Origin of the sequence: Gracilibacillus kekensis, assembly GCF_900143085.1 — a bacterium.
GTDB lineage: Bacteria > Bacillota > Bacilli > Bacillales > Amphibacillaceae > Gracilibacillus > Gracilibacillus kekensis.
In genome coordinates this window covers 328,119-350,777 of the sequence record NZ_FRCZ01000003.1, presented here as the reverse complement: position 1 = coordinate 350,777, position 22,659 = coordinate 328,119, and the positions used below count along the sequence as shown (strand labels likewise).

Sequence of the window (22,659 nt, the reverse complement as noted above, 5' to 3'; positions counted from 1 at the left end):
TGACACCACACTTATTTTATTTATTGGTGACTTAAAATGATTTCACCATCTAGTTTTACTTAAATTAGTTCAAAAAGCATGATCCCTATTAAATTAATAGAAATATTGGCGCTCACATGTACCAACCAGGATGGTAAGATACTATCTGTCTTTTCATCTAGCCAATTAAATAGTAAACCCGCTACGAATAAACTCACCAAAATTAATAAAAATAACCATATGGAAAACCAATCAGTCATCATTGCGATATGATAAATCGAAAACATCCCAGCGCTAAATAAATACGCTAGTCTTCTCGTAGATAACTTTAGTAGCGCTAAAAAAGCAAAGCCTCTAAAGAAAAATTCTTCTAACAAAGAATTTACAAGTGCAATATAAATGGCAACGAAAAGAAAATTGCTTTTACTAACACCAATATTCTCTTCTAGCATCACGGTAATATTGGATAAATCGAAAAAACCACCTACCGAAAAGTATGCAGATAAAATGATAATAAATACACCAACTGCTAGAATGCTAGAGACTTTTAGATTTTTAACTTTCAAAGAGAATAAATCCTTGAAAGAAAGCTTAGTAAAATACCGAATATAAATAAACGGAAGTAGTAGAAAAATAATTAACTTAATGAACGATTTTACGATATAATCAGGAACGAAGAATAGTTCAACCCAAGCCATTATTAAGCACGCCACAACTACTAATACCATTAACTTCTTCATCAACCTTCTCCTTTTACAGTGATGAATGTCATTTGACTTTGATTAAACAACCGTGCATCTATTACGCTTGTTCCTAAACCACTATCAATATATAACTGTTGCTTGTCGTTTAATTGATATAACCCCTTATCATACTTCGGAAATAAACCTTGATCAGGTGCAATGAGTGAGCCGACTAAAGGTAAGCTAATTTGGCCACCATGTGTATGTCCACTTAATGTCAGATCGATTGGTGTTGGAAATGGCATTTCTTTAACATCTGGAGCGTGTGAGAGTAATACTGTAAAAAAGTTATTATCTAATCCTGCTAGTGCTTTTTCAATAGAATCATGGTTGGTAGAAGGATCACCTATTCCAGCAAGTTGGAAACGTATTTCCCCAACTTCTAACTTAGTATTTTGATTATCTAAATGCCTTACTTTTCTTTCTTCTAAACCTTTAAACAAAACATCGTGTAAGGGGTTTCCCCACTCATGGTTTCCAGATACAAAATAGGTATCGGGATTGATTTCAACAATTTTCTCAACAAAAGACAACGCCTTTTCAACATCTTCTGTTTTTCGATCTATTAGATCCCCAGTAATTGCAATCACATCTGGATCTAAAGATTGAATTTTATCAATCAACCTCTGATTACCTTTATTGAATTGCTTATTATGTAAGTCAGTCATTTGTAATATCGTAAATGACTGGTTCTCTTCTAATTTACCTGTCGTTATATCAAGACGCTCTATTTTCACGAAATGTGTGTCATAATAACTCTTAATTATTATACTGAATAAAATTATACTAATTAGCGCTATCCACAACATCATCTTGTTTCTCCTTTTCATTTAAGACTACCTCTTTCGAATTACTTTTACTATCATCCTATCACATACAATCAAAAATGTTATTATTTTCTTTATTTTTCAAATTAAATGCCAATGTGACATGTCCTATTTTAGTTGTTATGCTAGAAGTAACACATTATCTCACTATGAAGGAGGCAGATAGGATGAAGAAAATTATCCTTTTATTTTTGATTCTGCTCATTGGAGGCGCCTCTATTGTTTGGATTTTAACTAACCAGGAAGACGAGACAAAATCAAGCAATCCTGCTTCTAGCAGCGAGAAAACGGTCGAAGAAGATAAAAACAGAGACGATATCAACACAGTTGAGAATCTTACGGAAGAAAAAGTAGTAGAAGTTTTAAACAGCTACCGTGAAGCTTTTGAATCGTTAATTAGTGATACAAATGATCAAAATTTCCTAAGCTCTTTCTACTCAATTGACGAAGTTCGTGGCTTCTTAACAAAAGTGATGTCAACTAAACAAGCTAATGAAATTATCGGAAATTATGTAGAAAACCGTGATCGTGGCGTTTATTTTATCGCAAAGGAATCTCCAGTTTTCTTTGAAAAAGATACAGACTTCACGTTTAAAAAAGTAACAAAGAAACACTATAAAGTTATTCAACAACAGGAAAATCAGATGAGAGGTAAAATTGAGAAAACATTCCACGTTACATGGGTTGAAGATAAATGGATTCTGGATAATGTTGAAGTCGAGAGATTAGAGGCTGTTCAACCCAATGTAGAGCAACTAGCGCAAGAAGTAATACAAGTAATTAATAAAAGAGATATGGAAGCACTAGCAGTGTATGCCCATAAGGAAAAAGGTGTCCTGTTCTCACCCTATGTACATGTTAAGGATCAGCACCAAGAATTTACAAAAGAGGAGATAGCTAACTTTAAAGAAGATGAAACAGTCTATCATTGGGGTAATTACGATGGCTCTGGAAAACCAATTGAATTGACGCCTCTTGCCTATTTTAATGAATTCTTAAATGTTGAAAAATTGCAAGAACCAGACGAAATATTTGTAAATCAATATAATCAACATGGAAATGCGATTAACAACCATAAGGAACAGTTTCCAAACACAAAAATCATTGAGTATCATGTAGAAGGTACAGAAGAAAATGCCAAGATGGACTGGCAAAGCATACACCTTGTTTTTGAGAAAAATGATAATGAGTTATGGAAGCTTACTGCTATTATTTCAGACACATGGACAATATAAATAAATACTGCGAAGTTTTAACTTCACATCATTTTATCTCCCCCTTCTTTGATATTAATAAAAGTCAGAAGGGGGTTAAAACCATTCTCGCAATGTAAAAGTATTTTGGATTTTGTTGAACCATTTTGCGAAAATACTTTCCTCATTCAATGTAATATCTTGCGTATAAAACTTGTAATTACGCAAAACACATTGCCTTATCTGCGTTTTGAATGAGTGCTTGCTGATGATTAAATAGGAGATAAGAAATTCATACCATTTTTTACCTTCATATTAAAACTTTTCCGACTAAATACTACAAAATTCGATCTTATTGATTCTTGAAAATTATACTATAGTACTACTAATAATGTAAATATACTTGTTCACTTTTTATAAATAATAAAGTGAGACAGAGCTAAACTATACCATTCGGAAATTAAACAACTCCACTTCACTAAAAAAGTGAGATGGAGTTGTATTTAACATCTATATTTGGCTTCTAATTTTCTTCCTCTTCCAGATAATGACGGCGATTCCAACCATTAATAACAATAACCCTGTAAGCAGAAAGGTGAAGATATTCGTTGCTGTACTTGGGAGACTATCATCCAATGAGCTAGGTTTTTTAACAATATTTCTGTTGTAAAAGTTTTCCTGGTCAGAGAATCCAAGGCTATCATCATTTATATCAGGCTCATTTGTAACAGGAATAGGGTCAATACCAGGATCTGTCGGAACCTTATCATTTAAATCTTTATCAGGGTTAGGTCTTTCTGGTTGCTCCTCATCCTTGTCATCTTCATCCACTTGAGCTTGTTCGTCTTCACCTTTTACCAATGACCATAGTTCAGAACGAGTACTACCAGAGTGGCGATCTGTTACATTGGAATACCAGAAGTATTGTTCTCCCTCCGTTAAGCCAGTCCAAGTAACTTCTGCGGTATTTCCGCTCTCGACACCTTCAACAGATCCGATAAGGGTATCGGTATACACGTTTACGGAAAATGCATCGGTCGCCACTCTTTTTTCTTTAGGTGTTAAATCAAGATCAATCACAAATTCATCTTTATTTGGATACTCTTCAGAATCATAATAATTGTAGTCATCGATATATGGTGAATAGGTATTTACAATGATTTGATTATTCTGGCCATCGAAGTGCAAGAGGCGCATATACCCTTGTCCACCTTCAGGCCCTGCTTGATAGTCTGCTAACATCTGATAAACTTTTCGATCTGTTGTACCATCCCCATCGTCATCAATTTCATCTATTAATGTTTGGGCTTCGTGATAGTGACCAGATAAAACAGCAACAACATTTTCATTAGGAAGTACCACTTCTTGATAAAGTTTTTCTCCCAGTGGATGACGAGTTCCTGTAGCTTGCAAATATTCATGAAAAGTTAATATCGCAGTTCGATCAGGATGTTGCTTTAGTACCTCATTCATCCATGTAATTCCTTCATCTGTTATACCCCATCCTAAATACATCATAATATAGTCATTGCCATCCACTGAAATCAGATCGTAATGGCCACGATTATTTAAATAAGATCCTCCGTAAAACGAGTTGTTTATGAAACGATCTTCACCAAAGTATTTATAATATTCTGTATAATCCTCTGTTTTTTGTAAAACATCATGGTTACCTGCTAATACACCATATGGAATAGATGCATCATCTAACTTTTTCATGTATTCATCCGCATATAACCATTGGTACTCTTGATCTGCTTCATCGACTAAATCTCCACTATGAAAGACATATTCGATTTTCATTTCCTTTTGATTTTCAACGATCCACTCCGTTTGTCTTTCAAAAATATGCGGGTAACTTTCGGAATAATATTGTGTATCTGACATCCAGACAAACGTGTAATCATATTGATCATTACTTGACGGTATCTCATCCTGTATGATTACTTGAATTTGATTCGTTTCGTCACTATATGTGGCTACTTCAACATTACCTTTCAATGAAAAATCTTCACTTCCTGCAATTTGATAGTCTACTATATCCCACTTAGAAGTTGTGAAATTCCAGGCATACATCGTTACTTTGCGTCCTTCTAGAGAATTTCCATGCCATTCTAATTCAACCTGATCTTCCTCATCAATCGAAGGATCTAATTCCACATCAAAGCGGTGATAAGGGAACTGATCCGTATCATCTGTAACGACATACTTACCATCTTTTTCTGAAACGGCAGAAATGTCATTTTCTGCAAATGCGCTTGCATCCGATAACTGATTTGTATCAGGTGGCTCAATGGGCGACGAACCTTGATAAGAAGCTACTACCTCTGTATCAGAAGGTTTATATTGAAAACCTTGGTAAAAATCAACATCGAGCTTGTCTCCCATTGGATCGTTTACTCGAACCTTTAATGTGGGATCACCTTTCGCTTTATCAACTGTACTATTTTCAGGTTTTAATGGATTTTCTTCTACTGTCTCAAAAGTATATACTTTTTCGGTGTCATTTCCTACTTCGTCTGTCGCATTAATCGTCAACACATGCTCTCCAGGTGATAGATCTCCCGATGATGTTTGATAAGGTAATTGAATTTGTTTACCATCTAATACAACCTCGAAATCTTTAACACCGGCAATTTCATCAGTTATCACAGCATCAATGGTAAAGCTTCCTTTAATCGTTTCACCATTTACGATAGTTGATTCAATACTAGGACCCGTGTTATCCACGTATACTTCTCTCTTGATTTCATTACTAGAGTCGGAAATTGTTATCTGGTGAGTACCATCGGAAACATTAGTGGTGTCCCACGCATAGGCATAAGAATTAGCGATGTCTTCACTTATCGTGAATGTAAAATCCTCTACAATTCGATCTGTTCCATCATCTCCCATATCCAGCACATTGTCTTGATTAATATGATTAGGATCCGTCAATATCGTGCCATCCGCTAACACAAGGCGAACATTTCTCAAATTAAAATCATCTCGATTTTCATCTGGATCACCTTCCCAAGGACTTGCTTTATTTCCTGCACGAATTGAAATTATATTTTCTCCAACTGCTAAAAAATTTGGATCAAGAGGTACTGTTATCGTCTCCCATTGTGCCATCCAATCATCAAAGATATGAATAACTTCATCCCCGATTGTGACGCCATTTTGGAAATAGGTATTAATCCCACTTACTTCGAAAGCAAAATAGGCTGTATTTTCAATAGCACGATAACCACCTTCCAGTTGATTTTCGTCAATCATTAAGTTTAAATTGGAAGGGTCATCAAGCTCAGAAGTTCCTTTTAGAATAAATGTTTCATTGATAATTTCCTGATCAGAGACATTTAATCGCAATGGATCATCATTTGCGTTATTTTCAATGGAAACTGTTTTTATTTCTGTTTCCACCGTATTCACTCCATCAGAGGCCGTAAAATAATATTCTACCACTGTTTGACCAATCATTTCTGGCGCATATATACGGTAAGAAAATTGATCCTCTTGATCACTTTGCTCGATATTTGCTTTGATAAACTCTTTATTTGGATTTGTACGATAATAAACAGATACGGTCTTTAGTTCTTCTGCATCAAAAGCTTTTGCTGTTATATCAAGGTTTTCTGTTTGTTTAATAGTACTTTGCTCTGAAACTGTCTCTATAGATGGTGGTGTTGTATCATTGATAACTTGTACTGGCTGATTTGGGATTTGATATTCTTCGACCATACCTGGAGTTGCATCCAATGATCCGGCACTTATTTTTTCCATATTGTTTGAACCATCAGATGGATATTTATAGACAATACCTTTATTGGGAAGTGTATCATCTTCTGTATCTGCATCATTATAATAGGCAATTGCGTATTCATGACCGATATTGGAAGCTACGATCAACCCTCTCATACTTCCATTCGCCATACCTGCTGATTCTATTCTGACAATATCTTCGCCTTCTGTTAACTTAGAATCGTAATTGGCATTAAAATCCGCCACTGTCTTTTCATTATTTTGTCCATTAATGATCCAAAAAACTAACGTTTCCTGGGCAGGTATTATAAGATCATCGGGTACGGATGGCCAAATGACATCACTTGCAGGATCACTACCATACCTGTATTGCATTTTATAATGTTCAAATGGAATTGGTTGATTGGTATTATTATAGATTTCAATAAATTCGTAACCATCAGCAGATCCCACATTCGTAGAATCAGGCACAACCTCTGTTACCAATAACGGTGGTAAGTTGTTTGTATCAAGTTCTTCTCGTTGTATTTTGATTACGAACTCATCTGATTTTGAGATATTCACACCATCAGTAGTTTCAATATAATAGGTTAAATCTCCATCCACAAACGTACCTGCTATTTCTACATTATATTTTGATGGATCATCCGAAGAAGATGTCATGGATATACTACGATATTCCTCATTTGCACTTTTTACATACAATGTTGCAGTAGGAATCGCGACATCATCAGTAATAGTTGCTTCTACCAGAATACTTGAAAATTCCTTTGCTTCTTTAATTGGCTCATGATGAATCTCCGGGGGCGATGTATCCATTTCTGGTTCCGGCAGATCGACAGGTTTTACTGGTACTTGATCGACATTTACTGTCCCTGGAGTAGGGGCAGCCAATGGTCGCCACTTTAACATGGATGTTCCTTCTAATGGATATTTGTACTGGATAACCGCTCCTGTGTTATCGTTATCCGCTCCGTCATAATCAGCGTAAACAACTTCTTCTTGTTCTGCATTACGAATAATTAAAGCACGATTACCTCCGTTCGCAAAACCAGGAAAAGAAGAATCAGTTACCTGTACTACTTGATCATTTGATAAATTGGTAGAAAAATTATTATTGAAATCTGCTAATGTTCGATTACCATTATTATACCAAAATACAAGCGTTTCTTCAGGCGCGATCTCTACAGCAGGAACTTGAAAAGAAACTTCTTTTCCAGAGTCTGTATAATAATAAATAGAAGCGTATTGCTGTAAAGGAAGCGTTTGATTACTGTTATTGTATACTTCAAAATACTCAAAATAATCTGTGCCTGGTCCAGCTGTATTAGGTGAAAGCTCTGTTATAAGTAAATGTGGATATTGTTGAAAATCCTCTTCTGATTCTTCCGTTGTCATAACGTCTACTGAAAAATCTTCATTTTTAGGTAAGCGCACCGTATGATTTGGATCTTTCGCTATTATATAATAGTCCAACGTGCCAACTGTAACATTTTCGGCCTCGATCGAAGCTTCATATATATTCTCATCTTTTTCTTTCATCTCGAGTTGTTTATATTTTTCATTGTTCGAACGATAAAACAACTCCGCATTTACCTTTTGTTGATCGTCGGTTATCGTGGCTTGAATGGTTACCGATTTTCCTTCCTCCACCTCTTCTGCTTGTTGATGATCAATCGTTGGTTGTGTGTGACGATCTGTTACCACACGCTCCGCTGGGATTTGTTCTTCTTCAACTTGCCCGGGGGATGGATCTACTAATGTTTGATATTTCTCCATCTCTATTCCTTCAGTGGGAAATTGATATGTCACGACTTTTCCGGAATCAATGTCAGATCCAAGATAGCCGATCGTTACTACTTCCCCTTTCGCATCTTCAATCACAATGCCTCTATCTCCACTATTGTAAAAACCGGTTCCTTGATACATAACAATTTTGTCACTTGGGAGATCTGTCTGATAAAATGAATTAAAATCATTTACCGATAATTGTCCTGGATTGCGCCAAAACACCAGTGTTTCACCGGAGTCAATCTTCACTTCTGGAAATTCAAATGGAATGTCATCTTTCGTACTTCCATCTAAATAGCGTAAGGCAATAGTGTAATAATCCAAAACGATGGTTTGATCTGAATTATTATAGACTTCGAAGTATTCATAATTATCTGCTCCATCATTATTTGGCATAATTTCCGTGATAAGAAGTGATGGTAATGTTTGAAAATCAATAGTTGTGGTTGTTTCTAACTGCTGTTTAGGTTGAGATTTTTCATTTTTGTTACTTTCTTGTTGAGGTTTCTCTGTGGGTTCTTCGGAGTTATGTTGTTCTATTGCATCCGTATCCTTCGTTTCTTCCTCTTCTAAAAAAGGTTCACTTACTTCTGAACGATCATCAGTTATATGTAATTCTTTTTCTTTTTCAGGTTCTGTTGTTTTTTCAGACGGTGGCTCTTTTGATTCTACTTCTATGTTTTGCTCCTTCGAAGTACTTTCTTGAGTAAGCACATCTTCAACAGAATCTGTCGATTGAACCGTATTAGCGTTCAGTACCGTAACATATGGTGACAAATTAGAAAACAACAATAAAGCAATAAGTACTACGGACATTCGTTTAAACTTTGCTTTGTACTTCAAAACATTTCCCTCCTTTTAATATGTACGATTTCATAATACTTCAGCAACATTAAAAGACGGTGATATTTTTGTAAATAATTGTATATAATTGTTGTTCATTTATTAACAATGGACTCGGTTTTGGTATAATCCTTCGTTTTCTATATCATAATAGGAATATAGTTAATTTGATGTAATACATTGATAGTAAGAAGTTACTCAGGGGGGATTTCACATTTTTAACTTTTTCAAAAGAGACCCTGTCTTAAAAGAATTAAAAGAAATGCTTCATCAAAAGCAAAACAACCCATCATATTCCTCCAGTGAAAGAAATGTCATCAAAACAATCCATCAAGAAACAATCAAACATAATAGGAACAATATTACGAGGACGGCGGCCTATCTCGAAATTTATAAACAGTTTCCCGAAATTGAATGGGCTTTCTTAGCACATATGGTATCGCGAAATGCTGGTTGGAATATGACAGATCTAAAAGGCGGTTTATTAGGCAAAATATTAAGCGTCGAAGATGCTAAGCGTTTTTTCGCATTTTTGGAACGTGGCAATTGGTTGATCTTTCAAGATGCTTATCCGCAATTACTTTTATTCAAAGAGAGCGTGAGAAACGGCCAAAACCTTTTTCATCTGTTACCGGCATTGGATGTCTCTTATTTTATGGAAGTTGTATGGAATTACTTTTATCAAAAAAAGGATCGTCATCTGCTTACAACTGCCTTAATTATCAATGAACAAAGCTATATTGAAAAAAGGGTGATACAGCACAGTGACTATCAATTAGAAATATTTAAATCCGTAAAATTTAAAATACAGGAAATACTGCAGTTAAACCACATTCTTTTACCTTTTAAAGCTGACCATGAAGTGAAACTAATCGGGCAATCTGTGCTCCATTTCGCATCCCTTGATGACCGAATTCAGCTAGGTAAACGATTATATCACTTACTTTTTGATCAGCAATATTATATTCTAATTTTTAATTGGGCAAAGAAGCAGCGACATACTGGCTCAAGAGCTGACTTTTGGCCAAACATGTTTCAAACAATTAATGAAAATACGCCTGGCAAAGTAACAAATGCAAGTCTCGAAGGTTGCACAATCAAACCAAATTCACCTCGGATATATAGTCCAACCCTAATTGATTCATGGCCAAATTCCAAACAGAAAATAGCTGAGAAAGGCGATTGGTATACACATGATAAAATAGTCCTCTATTTAAAAAAAGAAAAATTGCAAGTTAATGGAGATATTATGACAGATTATTGTCATAGTCTGGAAAGGCTACAACTAGCAGCTATCGCTAAAGAAGGCCTTTCTTAGCATAGCTGTCCTATGTTAAATCCGCATTTTTTATAGTTGTTTAGACGGAGGTTATTATAGTATAATTGCAAATAATGTAAATAAAAAAGGTGATATAGATGCTAAGTCGAGCAACATTACTCAAATGTATATTCATACTTAGTGGTTTATCTGTAATTGTATTTGGTTTACTACTTGAAAAGGGGTTAACAGCTTTTGCATTATTTGCATTAAGTATTATTATGGCTGGTTTCGTCATGAAGCCAAAACAGGGTGATCAAAAATAAGCGCTAATTATAAACGCTGTTATTATTGAATGCAAAAAAACCCCAGCACTGGGGTTTTTTAAATGTGAAATACTTACACTCATTATAAAAAGGTTTCATTACCACTAAATTTTTCTTGCCATTGTTTGTAGTGGGTCCCATACGCCATTATATGGTGGAGCATAGGCAAGATCGAGGTCAGTCAATTGCTCAACGGTCATTTTATTGTATAAAGCAGTTGCTAGCACATCTATTCGTTTATCAACGCCCTCTTTACCAATAATTTGTCCGCCTAATAATAACTTAGTATCCTTGTTATATATCAATTTTATCTTTAATTTATCATTATCTGGATAATACCCGGCATGATCAAGTGCTGACATCGTTTCTACTTCATATGGGATCGTTAGCTTTTTCGCTTCTATTTCAGTAAGACCTGTCCGACCTAACGTTAGATCAAAGAATTTAATAATCGACGTTCCAACGATCCCTTTAAATGTTAAAGGATTTCCGGCCATATTGGCACCAGCAATTCGCCCTTGTTTATTTGAGGTCGTACCTAAAGGAATATGATCGTCTAATTGTTTCACAATATGATAATGTGTCGCACAATCACCGGCAGCATAGATATTTGGAATCGAGGTTTCCATATGAGCATTTACAAATATCGCACCCTGTCCATTCCTATGAATTTCTGTTTCACTAAAGAATTGTGTATTCGGTCGAACACCGATACTTAACAAAACTAAATCTGTTTGGTAAGAGCCTTTATCCGTTTCAACCGTTTCCACTCTGTTCTCACCAGAAAAACCGGTTACTTCCTCATTTAAAATAAGATTAATGTCTTTACTGACTGCCTCTTTTTCAATTAACTTTGCCATATCCTTATCAAATATAGTCGCTAATTGGTTGCCGCGTTGAATCAGTTTCACCTTCTTGCCTAACGTTTGAAAGCTTTCCGCCATTTCTAACCCAATATAGCCTCCACCAATTACGGTTACGTTTTGAACATTATCTGATATGTCATATTTTAAATTATCTGTATCTACTAACGTTTTTAATGTATGAATTCCGTTTAAATCGATGCCTTTCCAATCTGGTACGACTGGATCTGTTCCAGAAGCAATAAGTAAGCGATCATATTCTAGTTGAAATGTCTGATTTGTTTCTGTTTGAATGCCACGTACTATCTGTTGTTCTACATTTATACCCGTCACCTTAGTGAATATCCTGGCATCAATACCATACTTCTCTCGAAAGGTACTTACCGTTCGTGCTATTACATCTTTGGTAGATGGCACAACACCGTTAATAATGTATGGCAATCCACATTGGCCATAGGAATAGTCTTTGCCCCGCTCTAATACAGTCACAAAAGCTTTTTCATCTGTACGAACAATCTCCATTGCTGCACTCATTCCAGCTGCAACGCCGCCTATAATAATATATCTCATCTGATTCCCTCCTAAGGTTGTTATACCCTACCAGGCATATCAGTATGCACGAAAAATCAAATATTATTCCTTTTTATCATCACAGCTGGCGCATAACAATTTCCCATCTTGATAGACCCCATCCAGAAATCCAGCTTTACAATAGACCGCTTGATTACATTCTGCACACTGACCCACTTTTTCGTCCATTTTTGCTGCATCCTTTCTATATGAAATGAATCAATTAACGTTTCTTTTTCAATTGATCGTTAATACTAGTTAACAATTTGATTATTTCAGCAATAGCTATTAAAACGACACCAGCAATAATTCCTGCCCCGGCAGCTAACAAAAGTGGCATAAAATTAATGTTATTCATTACTACAAATAAACTAAGCAAAATACAAATGAAGACCAATCCCCAGCCAATAACAAATAATAAGATAGATATTTTATTTTCATGAGTGCCGTCTTGGGGTGTCCATTTTTTAAAACTATTAAACTCGGAAGGTTTTTCGGCCATCCCTACCATCTCCTTAATATTTATTATCTTCAAAATAGGATAATATTTCTCTAGCATGTTGTAATTCCAGATCTGGAAAAACTGTACTCTCTTTAGGTATTTTTCGGTTCCGATGATTCATCCAAATGGCTTGCCATCCTGCTTGTTTCGCTCCGATGATATCTTTTTCAAACGAGTCACCGATATAAACGGTCTCCACTGGATCACATTTTAATTTGTCTGTGACGATGTCAAAGATTTCTTTATTCGGTTTTGCAATTCCATGTGAGCCCGAGATAAAAATATTTTCTTCAGGGATCCATTTGTGTAATTCTAGTTGTTTTATTTTCATCGTTTGATGTTGTTCTTCCCCATTCGTAAGAATAGCCAGTTGTGTTCCTTTTTGTTTTAGAATAGATAATAATTCTTTTATTTCAGGAAAAAGTGTTATTCTTCCTTGTTGCTGTTTGTAGACATCGTTAAAATCAGAAGCAGTTTCAGAACTGATCGATATATTAAAGTCGTTTAAAGCCTTGATAAATCTTCCGGTTTGCCATTCAAATGTTGTAATTTCGCCTTTTTCACTCTGATCAAATAATCGTTCACTATATTTTCTGCTGGCGCGATAAATGGCATCCAACTCTTGATATGTACTATTTTCTTTTACTAATTTTCTAAAAGTCTGATGAAAGGATAATGCCTGATCGTACAAGGTATCGTCCACATCAAAGATAATAGTGTTCATTTTTATATCCTCATTTCGTATTGCAAAATTCTCGCAAGGATTGCTGTAAGTCCTGGGTATCTTGATAGCCCCTGTTGTATAAAGAAGTCAATTTCTTTTTGTTTTTTTCAATTCGTCCCACTGTTAATTTTTCAGTTGGACAGATAATAAAAATGTTTCCCTTTTCTTCTTCTTCAAACAGATAATTAATTGTGTCATTATATTCCTGATGACGTCTTTTTAATGCTTTGAGTAAACCAGGATATTGCTGATATTTTTTATTAATATACCAACTGAATGATTGAGGTTTTTTATAATATCCTCTGTTTCTGGTTAATATCACTACATTTTTATGATTCCCATCTTTTAGAGACTGATGAACTGGGATAGGTGCAGAGATGCCACCATCCATTAATGATTTTTGGTCGAATTGAACAACTGGAGCAACTAAAGGTAACGAACTTGAAGCTCTTAGTAAAGTGATCATATCATCTGCATGTTGTGATTTACGATAAAACAAAGGTTCTCCAGTATGACAATCTGTTACCCCTACAACAAATTCTTGCTCAGCATCATTAAACGTTTGATAATCAAATGGTACTAACTGATTTGGGAGTTTATCAAATATAAAATCCATTCCAAATATTTGGCGCTTTGTCAGCCAATTTCGAAATGATAAATATTCAGGGTGATCCACATAATCAATAGTTGTGATTCGATTACGATCGATTTGCTTAGATATATAGGAGGAACCATTACATGCACCTGCTGATACACCAATTACGTAGGGAAAGTATAGATCTTGTTCCATCAGAAAGCGAAGAACCCCCGCTGTGTATACTCCTCTACTTCCCCCACCTTCTAATACTAATCCAATATCTTTCATATAACCCCTCTTTACTTTTACTAATTAATACAAACTTTATCATACAATAGCTAAACTATGGATTCCATCCTCGGCTTTTATAAAGTGGATCTTTGATCAACACAAAAAAAAATCATTTTTTAATTCCACTCTTTCAATCTGTTCATTAATTGTTTGAATTTTTTAATTAGCTTTCCTTCGGTTTGCCGTTGTTTTGTCCATTCATTGTAACTTGCAATCGTGATTAAGGTGATCCCTGCTATTAATAGGTATCCCCACCATGGCATGTTGCCCCAATATGGTTTCGTTTGGTAAATGACATTAAATAATAAGGTACCCAGACCAACAAAGAAATACGATTTAATCTGGAAACTCATACCTATTAATAAGGCGACTAACGATAGTGTTCCGACAATAAGCGCATCCCATACTGTATTACTTTGAATCGCATCCACTACTAAGTAAACGGTTATGAGCACGAGAATTACTGTTTGCACTTGCGACATAATACGTTTGTGATTTTTCCAAGTTTTCTTTTCCATTACGATCGACAATATTAGTATCGGTAATACCATTAACTCTGCATGAAACAAGTCAGAAATGTGTACCAGATATTCTTGCAAGATAATATAATAAGCTGGTAATAAACTAATCCCAGCAGATGTGATGAATACTTTCTGCATTAACTGCTGTTGGATTCTATTCGCTTGTAGAAATAGCCAAATAGCTAGCAATACGTATGGAAGTATCCTAATCCAGACGATCCCAATTGACTCTGCAAAATTCAAGGAATATCCCAAATAGAGGACGGCAACAACCGAGTACCAGTCAATCATCCATTTTTTAGAGACTATTTCAACAAGGGTTTGATAAAAAATACGCCCTGCTACAAGTAAGACTATAAAACTACCAATACTTATGATAAACATTGAAAGATCGTTATCAATATAACTCTGCCTATTCCACATTAATATTGTCAATAATAATGGTAGTACAAGCACGTTTAACCATTTTCGGATGTGTAATAAATAGAGATTTAGTAAAAGAAAACCGACAATGATCATCAGTTCTATTACATGTGTTATTTGTTCGACCGCAATGACCATCAACAAACTATAGTTTGCAAACGGGATCATGTACCACTCCACTCGCTTTTTCCAGATTGGGCGAACAAATAGCCATGCCACGAAAAATAAAACAGTAGATACAATCAAACTATACGAAATGGAAACATACTGTTCAAGATTATAATAAGCTACATTTGCCGTCACTAAAAAGGGCACCATCGACATGGCTGCATATAGGAACACTTTCTTTTCCCACTCTTCGGACATGATCACCATACTATACAGATAAAGAATAAATGGAATGACTAAGATCGTTGGATGAAGCAACTGCTCAAACATATAATCCGCTAAAATACTAGTTATTATCATGATTAGAATAAAATGAGCAAACCAGAAGAAGTATATCTTCAACTCTTTCGTCACTTTTCCAGCTACTCGCCCAATTACTATTAAAAGTACTGGAGCAAACATGATATACCACATGATAGCTTCAAACTCTTCAATAGCAAACGTACGAATTAAAGAAGCATAGAAAGAAACGGTGATCACAGCTACAAGTAACCACAGTGGCCCAACTCGTGCGTAGCGTACAAGCCAGACAAACACACCAATACCTATTAGTAATAAAGCTGGACGAACGAATTCTTCATTAATTGGATAGTTTACCAATAGTAAAAACATCGCCATTAAGTAACTAGCCTGACCTGTGTAAAATGTCGTCTCAGCTAGTAATACATTATTTGCCTTTTTCCAGATAAGACTGATAACTAATAATAATATTCCGGCAATAGCCGTGTGAAATGCAATATTCAGTTCATTATAGTATGTCATAAAACGACTGATAATCTCAGGATATAAGACAATAAACGCTAATAGCCAACTAATCGCATGCGACCATAGGCCAATTTGTTTTGTTGTGTTAGATCGGGATTTCGTAACAATTAATGCCAGACAACCACTTATTAAGAACATGAATGAAGCCTCAAAGTACGTTTCTAGGATTAAACCATAAACAATGGCTAGTAACATCACGATAATTGATAGATAGTAAGTGCTCGTTTTTATCGTCTGTAAATAGCTTAATTTCGTTCGATCACCTATCCAGATAAACAATAGACTGGCAAAAATAAAACTAAATAGTTGGATACTTAAGAAAGATTCAAACATTAAATCCCAAAGTTCAAGACCACTCGTGAATATAAAAATCGAAGCCAGCCATCGAAATACTTGTCTTGTTGTAATTGACGATAAGTAAATGTATGTACCTGCTATCGTTAAATATGCGAATAATAGGGTCCAGGATTGCTCGTTTCCTCTGATTAGTAAACCTTGATAGCTAATATAGATAAAGGCAAACAGTGAAATAACCCCACTTGTATAATGAAATACTTTAGCTAAGTAAGCATCCTTTCTCATTAAATAAGCGAAGACAAGATATGCTGCACCAAGCAAACCATATACAAATAAATCTACCGATTGTAACCAGGAATTTTCCGTGAATTGATATACACCGTATGCAAATAACCCACTGAAGACAAGCTGGTAAGATTTTGTATTATAGACATATACCATTGATATATAAATAAGTGCCGTTAATAAAACATTAAAGCTATAAAAGAGTGAATCGTTATACACAAAAAGCATCAATAAGGTAGAGATCACCAAATTCAACTGTGCGTATGCTGGTAACTCCTTCATAAATAAACGAATGCTTTCAAGATGACGATAACGGTGATATCCGTATAATAAAACAGCATTGTAGACCATAATAAGAAAATAAAACAAATCTACAGATACATTCATTGCTGCAACAACAAATCCTGCGAAACAAGACATAAACAAGAAGAAAATCCAAACAAATAATCTAGAATTATTTTTCACTGCGTTTCTTGCATACAAAGGCAATGGCAGTAGTGTACAAATAATACCAAGTAGATATTTCCCTTCACCAGTCAACGTCAAATAATCACCAAATAATCCGAAGTAGCCAATAGCTATGATAGCAATCGGAAACAATAAACTGCCTAGTGTTAAAAAGGCAAAAGCTGTTTTTTCAATCTTTAATACAGATGAAGAAATGCCGCTTAATCCTAAGAAAAATACCGAAACACCAACCAGTGTAACAACCTTTAACAATGCACCCATTTGTTCCCAAGTACTAGTTGCCACCACCAAACCACTAATTAAAAGGAAAGCCACCCCTAAAATTAAAAGCCATGTGATATTTCTTTCTCTAATTTGTTCCTTCGATTTTTGTGGTTTTACCTTTTGTTTTATTTCTGGTTCTTTTTTGTTTGAAACTTCTTTATTTATTGCCAATTGTTGCTTGTCCTCTTTGTTGTTAATTTCTGAATCAGTTTCACGAATTACAGTATGTATATCAGCTAATTCTTGCTCTTGATCGTTAACGTACTGTTTGTAGGAGTTCATCACTCTCATGAACTCTTCTTCACTTAAATATCCTTGTTTTAACAACTTCACCATCTCTTGACCTACAATTTTTTCACGTTCTGATTGTAAGATATCCATCACATCCTCATAACTGTCAAATCTTCTATTCTCATTTTCTACCATTATATCATTATTTTACAATAGAAAAAGTAATACTTAGTACTTGATATCTATGCTTAATTTGTTCTTATAAGCTTCATACATTTATATACTGGATGTGATGTTTCTCTATGGCAGGCTTTCATGGAGTTTTGGGATTATAATGAATTACTTGTTAATTTTCTGGTACAATGAGCACTCGTCTGGGACATCCGCCAAAACTACTTTTGAAATGCCGATGAGATGTGCTCTCGTCTGCATTTCACTCTCGAATTACAGCTGAAATGCCGATGAGACATGCTTTCGTCTGCATTTTACTCTTGAATTACTGTTGAAATGCCGATGAGATGTGCTCTCGTTTGCATTTCACCCTTGAATTGCTGTTGAAATGCCGATGAGATGTGCTCTCGTCTGCATTTTACTCTTTAATTACTGCTGAAATGCCGATGAGATGTGCTCTCGTCAATATAAAAAAGCCATCAAGTTCACATAAACTCAATGGCTCTCTTATATTCATTAATCAAAAAAACTGATTCAACTTAATTCCAGATTTCTTTTGATATATCTACAATATATTTTAATTTAGCCCATTGTTCCTCTTCTGTTAGGATGTTTCCATGATGAGTGGAGGCAAAGCCACATTGTGGGCTGATACACAACTGATCTAATGAGACATATTGTGTAGCTTCCTCGACACGAGCTAGGATGTTTTCTTTATCTTCTAATTCCCCATGCTTTGAGGTAAATACACCAAGGACTACCCTCGGCCCTCCGTTTGGAATGAACTCCAGTGGCGTAAAATCTCCTGAGCGATCATCATCATATTCAAGGAAAAAGCCATTTACATTTTCTTTCGCAAATAAGGTAGGAGCAATTTTAGCGTAGCTTCCTTCAAATGCCCACTTCGAACGATAATTTCCACGACAAAGATGTGTCGTAATTGTCATGTCATCTGGTTTTACTTCTAGTACCCCATTCACTACACGCAAGGCTAAATCAATCAACTCTTCACGTGAATAGCCACTATCATTAAAAGGAATTTCTGGTGCATTTAGTCCGGCTATGTAAACATCATCAAACTGCAAGTAACGGCATCCAGCTTGATAAAAAGCTTGTACTGCATCACGGTAGGCTTGGATTACATCCTTCGTATACTCTTCTACATCCGGGTAAATATCCTTATTTCGGATTCCTGCATTAAATAATTGATTTGGACTTGGAATGGTCTGTTTTGCTACTGCACGGTCCCCTACTATTTCTTTAAATTCAATAAATTCTTTAATATGTGGGTGATCCTGATTAAATGAAATCTTATCAATCACGCGTACATCATATCGTTCTGTTTCTTCCCCTTTAAAAGCGAATCCGTGATCTGGTACGTAGCCCTCTACTCCAGTTAGATGTTCGAGGAAATCTGTATGCCAAAAACGACGACGGAATTCCCCATCTGTCACTGCTTCTAATCCTACTTCAATTTGCTTATCAACGATTTTCTTAATTTCTTCAGTTTCTATTACATGAAGTTGCTCCGCATCAATCGTTCCTTCATGGAAATCCTTTCTTGCTTGATGAATCCGTTCTGGTCGTAATAAACTTCCGACATGGTCTGCTCTGAATGGTGCTTTGAAATTTGTCTGTGTCATAAAAACTCTCCCTTAGTTAACTTACATATTATGTGATTTAAAGTAAGTCTAGCATAATAAGAGTATTATAAAGTAACATAAATAATCTATCCTTTGTTATAGTTTAAAACTATAACAAATCTAGTTCTTCATCAATTATTTCTTTTAAATACTGAATATAAATCTCTGCCAGTTTACTATTGGTAACATTTTTATGAGTAATATAGCCAACATGAATTTCTTCATTCACGTCCAATGGCACGGCAATAATATCTTTACTATTCAATTTGTGACTTATGACACCAGTTGATATCGTATAACCATTAAGACCAATAAGTAAGTTGAACAATGTCGCACGATCACTAACCCGAATATTTTTCGGCCTAGACAGCGTACTCAAAATTTCTTCCGAAAAATAAAATGAATTGTATTCCCCTTGTTCATAGGATAAGTATGGGAAAGGATTCAAATCCTCTAATGTTACTGATTCCCTTTTTGCTAATGGATTAGTAGAACTAATAAACACATGTGGATTAGCAATAAACAGAGAATGAAAAGTTAAATTCGCTTCGCGCAGAAATTTATGTATGATCTTTTCATTAAAGTCATTCACATATAAAATGCCGATTTCACTACGCAAATTTTTAACATCATCAATAATTTCATAGGTTCTCGTTTCTCTTAAGGTAAACTCGTATTCTTCCCTGTCATAGTCTTTTAACAATCGAACAAAAGCACTGACAGCAAAGGCATAGTGTTGTGAAGAAACCGCAAAGTTCTGCTGAGGTGTTCGGCTCTTGTCATAGCGATTTTCCAGAAGTTCAGCCTGTTCAACAACTTGTCTTGCATATCCTAAGAATTCGAACCCTTCTGGTGTAATCGTTATTCCTTTATTTGTCCGCAAAAAAATCGTAACCCCGATTTCCTCCTCTAATTCTTTCAATGCATTCGAAAGGCTAGGTTGACTAATAAAAAGACGCTGTGCTGCCTTATTAATCGACTGACTTCTAACCACTTCAATGACGTATTTTAATTGTTGTAATGTCATAGACTACTCCTTTCTTTGTAAAAATGAGTCAGCAGTTGACTTAAACTAATGAACCGTGAGACAGGACAAAGCCGTTACTTTTTAAAAGTCTGCCTCTTCAATATAATGACCATCCAGCTTCATTCGATACCACTCGGGCTCATAATTCTCAAGTAGTGTAAAATATAAGTAATTTTCCACAACATGTAATTTATGGACTGCAGTTTCTGAAATTTTTTGATTTGCATCGCTAGTAATGTTATATCTGTATAGTCTACCATCATCATCCATGTTTCGATAAAACACGTTATCCCCCGCGATATTAAAACTGTCACTATGCTGATCTACTAACTTTTCTTCTATTCTACTTTTGAAATTTTTTCGATAAATAGTATAATTATCTTCAACATTTTCATAATACAACCAGTCACCAGAAACAGCATAATTTCGCGCTTCTACATTAGCAAATAGTGAATCAGGTCTAAGTTCATCATCGAGTAAGTCAATCACACGCAATGTTTGGCCATAATCCTTATAAATTAAATAACCATTAGCCACAATTAGTTGTCTGGAATGATCGACAATAATATCATTGTTTGTTAAATTCGTTTTTGACCTCAAAATATGAGTGTCTCCAGTGGGGTTATTGACATTAGGAATATAGTAGACCCAACCGTTTACCACTGTTAAATATTCTGCATAAACACCACTCACTTGTCTTTGTCCCGAACCATCTTTGTTCATTCTGTATACAAGGTGTCCTTTTGTTCTGTCAATAAAAAATAACCAATCATCGGCTATATTAATACTAGAAACTTCACTTTCAGATAATTGTTCTCTCTCATTTCCATCTAATTTACTACGAAAGAGTCCCTTTTTAGAAACTGAATAGTAAAGCCATGTTCCATCTGTTGCCAAACGTCCCTCATTCATCAAATTGCCACTTGTATTACCTTTAATTTCCTCTTCAATATTTCGTTCTTCTATTAATTTATTTTCATCGATTTCCACATCATCTAATCCAAAGAATTCCATAAAAGTTTTAGCGTTTTGAATGTCTTCTTCGGGTAAATTTATTTCCTCTATCGTATTATGTTTTGTAAAGTTAAATTGAATTTTCTCAGAAATCGTCGGAGGATCATCCTTATTCAAAACGTTATAATCCCCTGTATATTCAATAGCCAATTCATTTATTAGGAACGTTTCTTTATCAATCTTAATTGCCGTGTGCAATTCAATATTATCGGTGTATTCAAAATCCATAGCTATTCTTTCAAATGATGCTGAATGAAGGTAATCGGGATATATAGACTCTAAAAAAGATGTATTATTAACTGAGGTGGTATATGTATACACATATTCATTTTCTTCTTCTTCAAATTCTAATTTATCTTGTTCAGATTGGAAAACTTGAACAGCAGTTATTAATTGGGAAGGTGTTTCATCTAACTCCACTTTGATTAAGTCTTCTACTTCTTCTCCCATTTTATAGTAAACCATATCATCTACATAATAGGTATTCGACTCTTGCTCTTCCTCATAAATATCCTGCACTACTTCAATGGAAGCCTCTAGTGGATCCATTCGCGTCTCTCCTTCTAATTCGAGAGTCGTTATATTATCCATTCCATCGGTAAATTCTGAGCTTAAAGTAAAAGCAAAGCTGTCTAACTTTGTCATGTTGTTAACAGACTCATCTAGAATTTCTTCTTGAGTCAATGAATTCTCACATGCTGTTAATAATAAAAATATAATGATAAAGGCAAAAGTTTTTAGTCTCATTTAATTCTCCTTGACCGGAATACAAGCAAGCCTAACGTTGTATTCCTATGAATCTTGTTTAATTTAAGTAGATTGTATCAATATTTATTTTGAAATAATAAGCTAATATGTTAATATTTTACTATATAATGAAAGGAATGAAAAAAAAATTGATTACTAAATTTACAATAACAGAACAAGATTTCGTAGCTTTGCAAGAAAATTTATTACTTCACTCTAAATTTTTCATAAAATATATAAAAATAACACAATGGCTTTTTAGCATTTCTGTTTTTCTTCTTTTATCAATCTTTCTTTTCAGAAGTATGCTTTATTCATATGAATGGTCATTCTCCTGGTTTGAATTCGCGAGTATAATATTAGTCTCGTTTCTCTTTTTTTATTTTTTTCCACGATTTTTCAGG

15 protein-coding genes are annotated in these 22,659 nt (G+C 34.9%); 3 read left to right on the top strand and 12 right to left on the bottom strand.

The annotated features are described in order from the left end of the window. Positions 1-59 precede the first annotated feature (59 nt). Both BUC25_RS09530 and BUC25_RS09525 read right to left on the bottom strand, forming a co-directional pair. A complete protein-coding gene (locus BUC25_RS09530) occupies positions 60-719 on the bottom strand; it encodes a CPBP family intramembrane glutamic endopeptidase (RefSeq protein ID WP_073201634.1) in 660 nt (219 codons plus the stop codon). Continuing rightward, positions 719-1,534, bottom strand: a complete 816-nt coding sequence (locus BUC25_RS09525) for a metallophosphoesterase (RefSeq protein WP_084543428.1) — start codon at positions 1,532-1,534, stop codon at positions 719-721. The genes BUC25_RS09530 and BUC25_RS09525 overlap by 1 nt, the downstream gene beginning before the upstream one ends. 182 nt (positions 1,535-1,716) lie before the next feature. Between BUC25_RS09525 and BUC25_RS09520 the strand changes: the two genes are divergently transcribed. Next, the gene (locus BUC25_RS09520) at positions 1,717-2,784 is read left to right on the top strand and encodes a hypothetical protein (protein WP_073201632.1); all 1,068 of its coding nucleotides are present in this window, start codon (positions 1,717-1,719) and stop codon (positions 2,782-2,784) included. A 468-nt stretch (positions 2,785-3,252) separates the two neighbouring features. Here the strand turns inward: BUC25_RS09520 and BUC25_RS09515 are convergent, their stop codons facing one another. Beyond that, positions 3,253-9,120, bottom strand: coding sequence for a lamin tail domain-containing protein (locus BUC25_RS09515; protein ID WP_244535165.1), 5,868 nt, complete (start codon positions 9,118-9,120; stop codon positions 3,253-3,255). Between the two features lie 262 nt (positions 9,121-9,382). On the opposite strand from BUC25_RS09515, the gene BUC25_RS09510 reads away from it, so the two are divergent. Both BUC25_RS09510 and BUC25_RS19355 read left to right on the top strand, forming a co-directional pair. Further along, positions 9,383-10,438: a DUF2515 family protein gene (locus tag BUC25_RS09510; RefSeq protein ID WP_084543427.1), complete on the top strand. Its 1,056-nt coding sequence runs from the start codon at positions 9,383-9,385 to the stop codon at positions 10,436-10,438. A 98-nt stretch (positions 10,439-10,536) separates the two neighbouring features. Continuing rightward, positions 10,537-10,704, top strand: a complete 168-nt coding sequence (locus BUC25_RS19355) for a hypothetical protein (protein WP_170862673.1) — start codon at positions 10,537-10,539, stop codon at positions 10,702-10,704. A gap of 104 nt (positions 10,705-10,808) precedes the next feature. On the opposite strand, the gene BUC25_RS09505 is transcribed toward BUC25_RS19355, so the two are convergent. The 9 genes from BUC25_RS09505 to BUC25_RS09470 all read right to left on the bottom strand — a co-directional run bounded on the left by BUC25_RS09505 (position 10,809) and on the right by BUC25_RS09470 (position 22,255). After that, entirely contained in the window at positions 10,809-12,137 is a 1,329-nt protein-coding gene (locus BUC25_RS09505; protein WP_073201630.1) for a CoA-disulfide reductase, read from the bottom strand. Between the two features lie 63 nt (positions 12,138-12,200). After that, complete coding sequence (locus BUC25_RS19695; RefSeq protein ID WP_280174051.1) at positions 12,201-12,326, bottom strand: hypothetical protein; 126 nt, start codon at positions 12,324-12,326, stop codon at positions 12,201-12,203. Between the two features lie 34 nt (positions 12,327-12,360). Beyond that, complete coding sequence (locus tag BUC25_RS09500) at positions 12,361-12,639, bottom strand: hypothetical protein (protein WP_139251806.1); 279 nt, start codon at positions 12,637-12,639, stop codon at positions 12,361-12,363. Positions 12,640-12,652: 13 nt separating this feature from the next. Continuing rightward, positions 12,653-13,363: an HAD family hydrolase gene (locus tag BUC25_RS09495; RefSeq protein WP_073201628.1), complete on the bottom strand. Its 711-nt coding sequence runs from the start codon at positions 13,361-13,363 to the stop codon at positions 12,653-12,655. Positions 13,364-13,373: 10 nt separating this feature from the next. After that, a complete protein-coding gene (locus tag BUC25_RS09490; protein ID WP_073201627.1) occupies positions 13,374-14,228 on the bottom strand; it encodes a patatin-like phospholipase family protein in 855 nt (284 codons plus the stop codon). Positions 14,229-14,347: 119 nt separating this feature from the next. Then, positions 14,348-17,803 (bottom strand): hypothetical protein, encoded by a 3,456-nt coding sequence (locus BUC25_RS09485; protein WP_073201626.1) that lies wholly within the window; start codon positions 17,801-17,803, stop codon positions 14,348-14,350. A gap of 560 nt (positions 17,804-18,363) precedes the next feature. Next, on the bottom strand, positions 18,364-19,467 hold the full coding sequence (locus BUC25_RS09480) for a 5-methyltetrahydropteroyltriglutamate--homocysteine S-methyltransferase (RefSeq protein WP_073201625.1): 1,104 nt from the start codon (positions 19,465-19,467) through the stop codon (positions 18,364-18,366). Between the two features lie 109 nt (positions 19,468-19,576). Beyond that, positions 19,577-20,494 carry a LysR family transcriptional regulator gene (locus BUC25_RS09475; RefSeq protein WP_073201624.1) on the bottom strand — a complete coding sequence of 306 codons (918 nt, stop codon included), beginning with the start codon at positions 20,492-20,494 and terminating at the stop codon, positions 19,577-19,579. Between the two features lie 81 nt (positions 20,495-20,575). Next, positions 20,576-22,255: a DUF6612 family protein gene (locus BUC25_RS09470; protein WP_073201623.1), complete on the bottom strand. Its 1,680-nt coding sequence runs from the start codon at positions 22,253-22,255 to the stop codon at positions 20,576-20,578. Between the last annotated feature and the right edge of the window lie 404 nt (positions 22,256-22,659).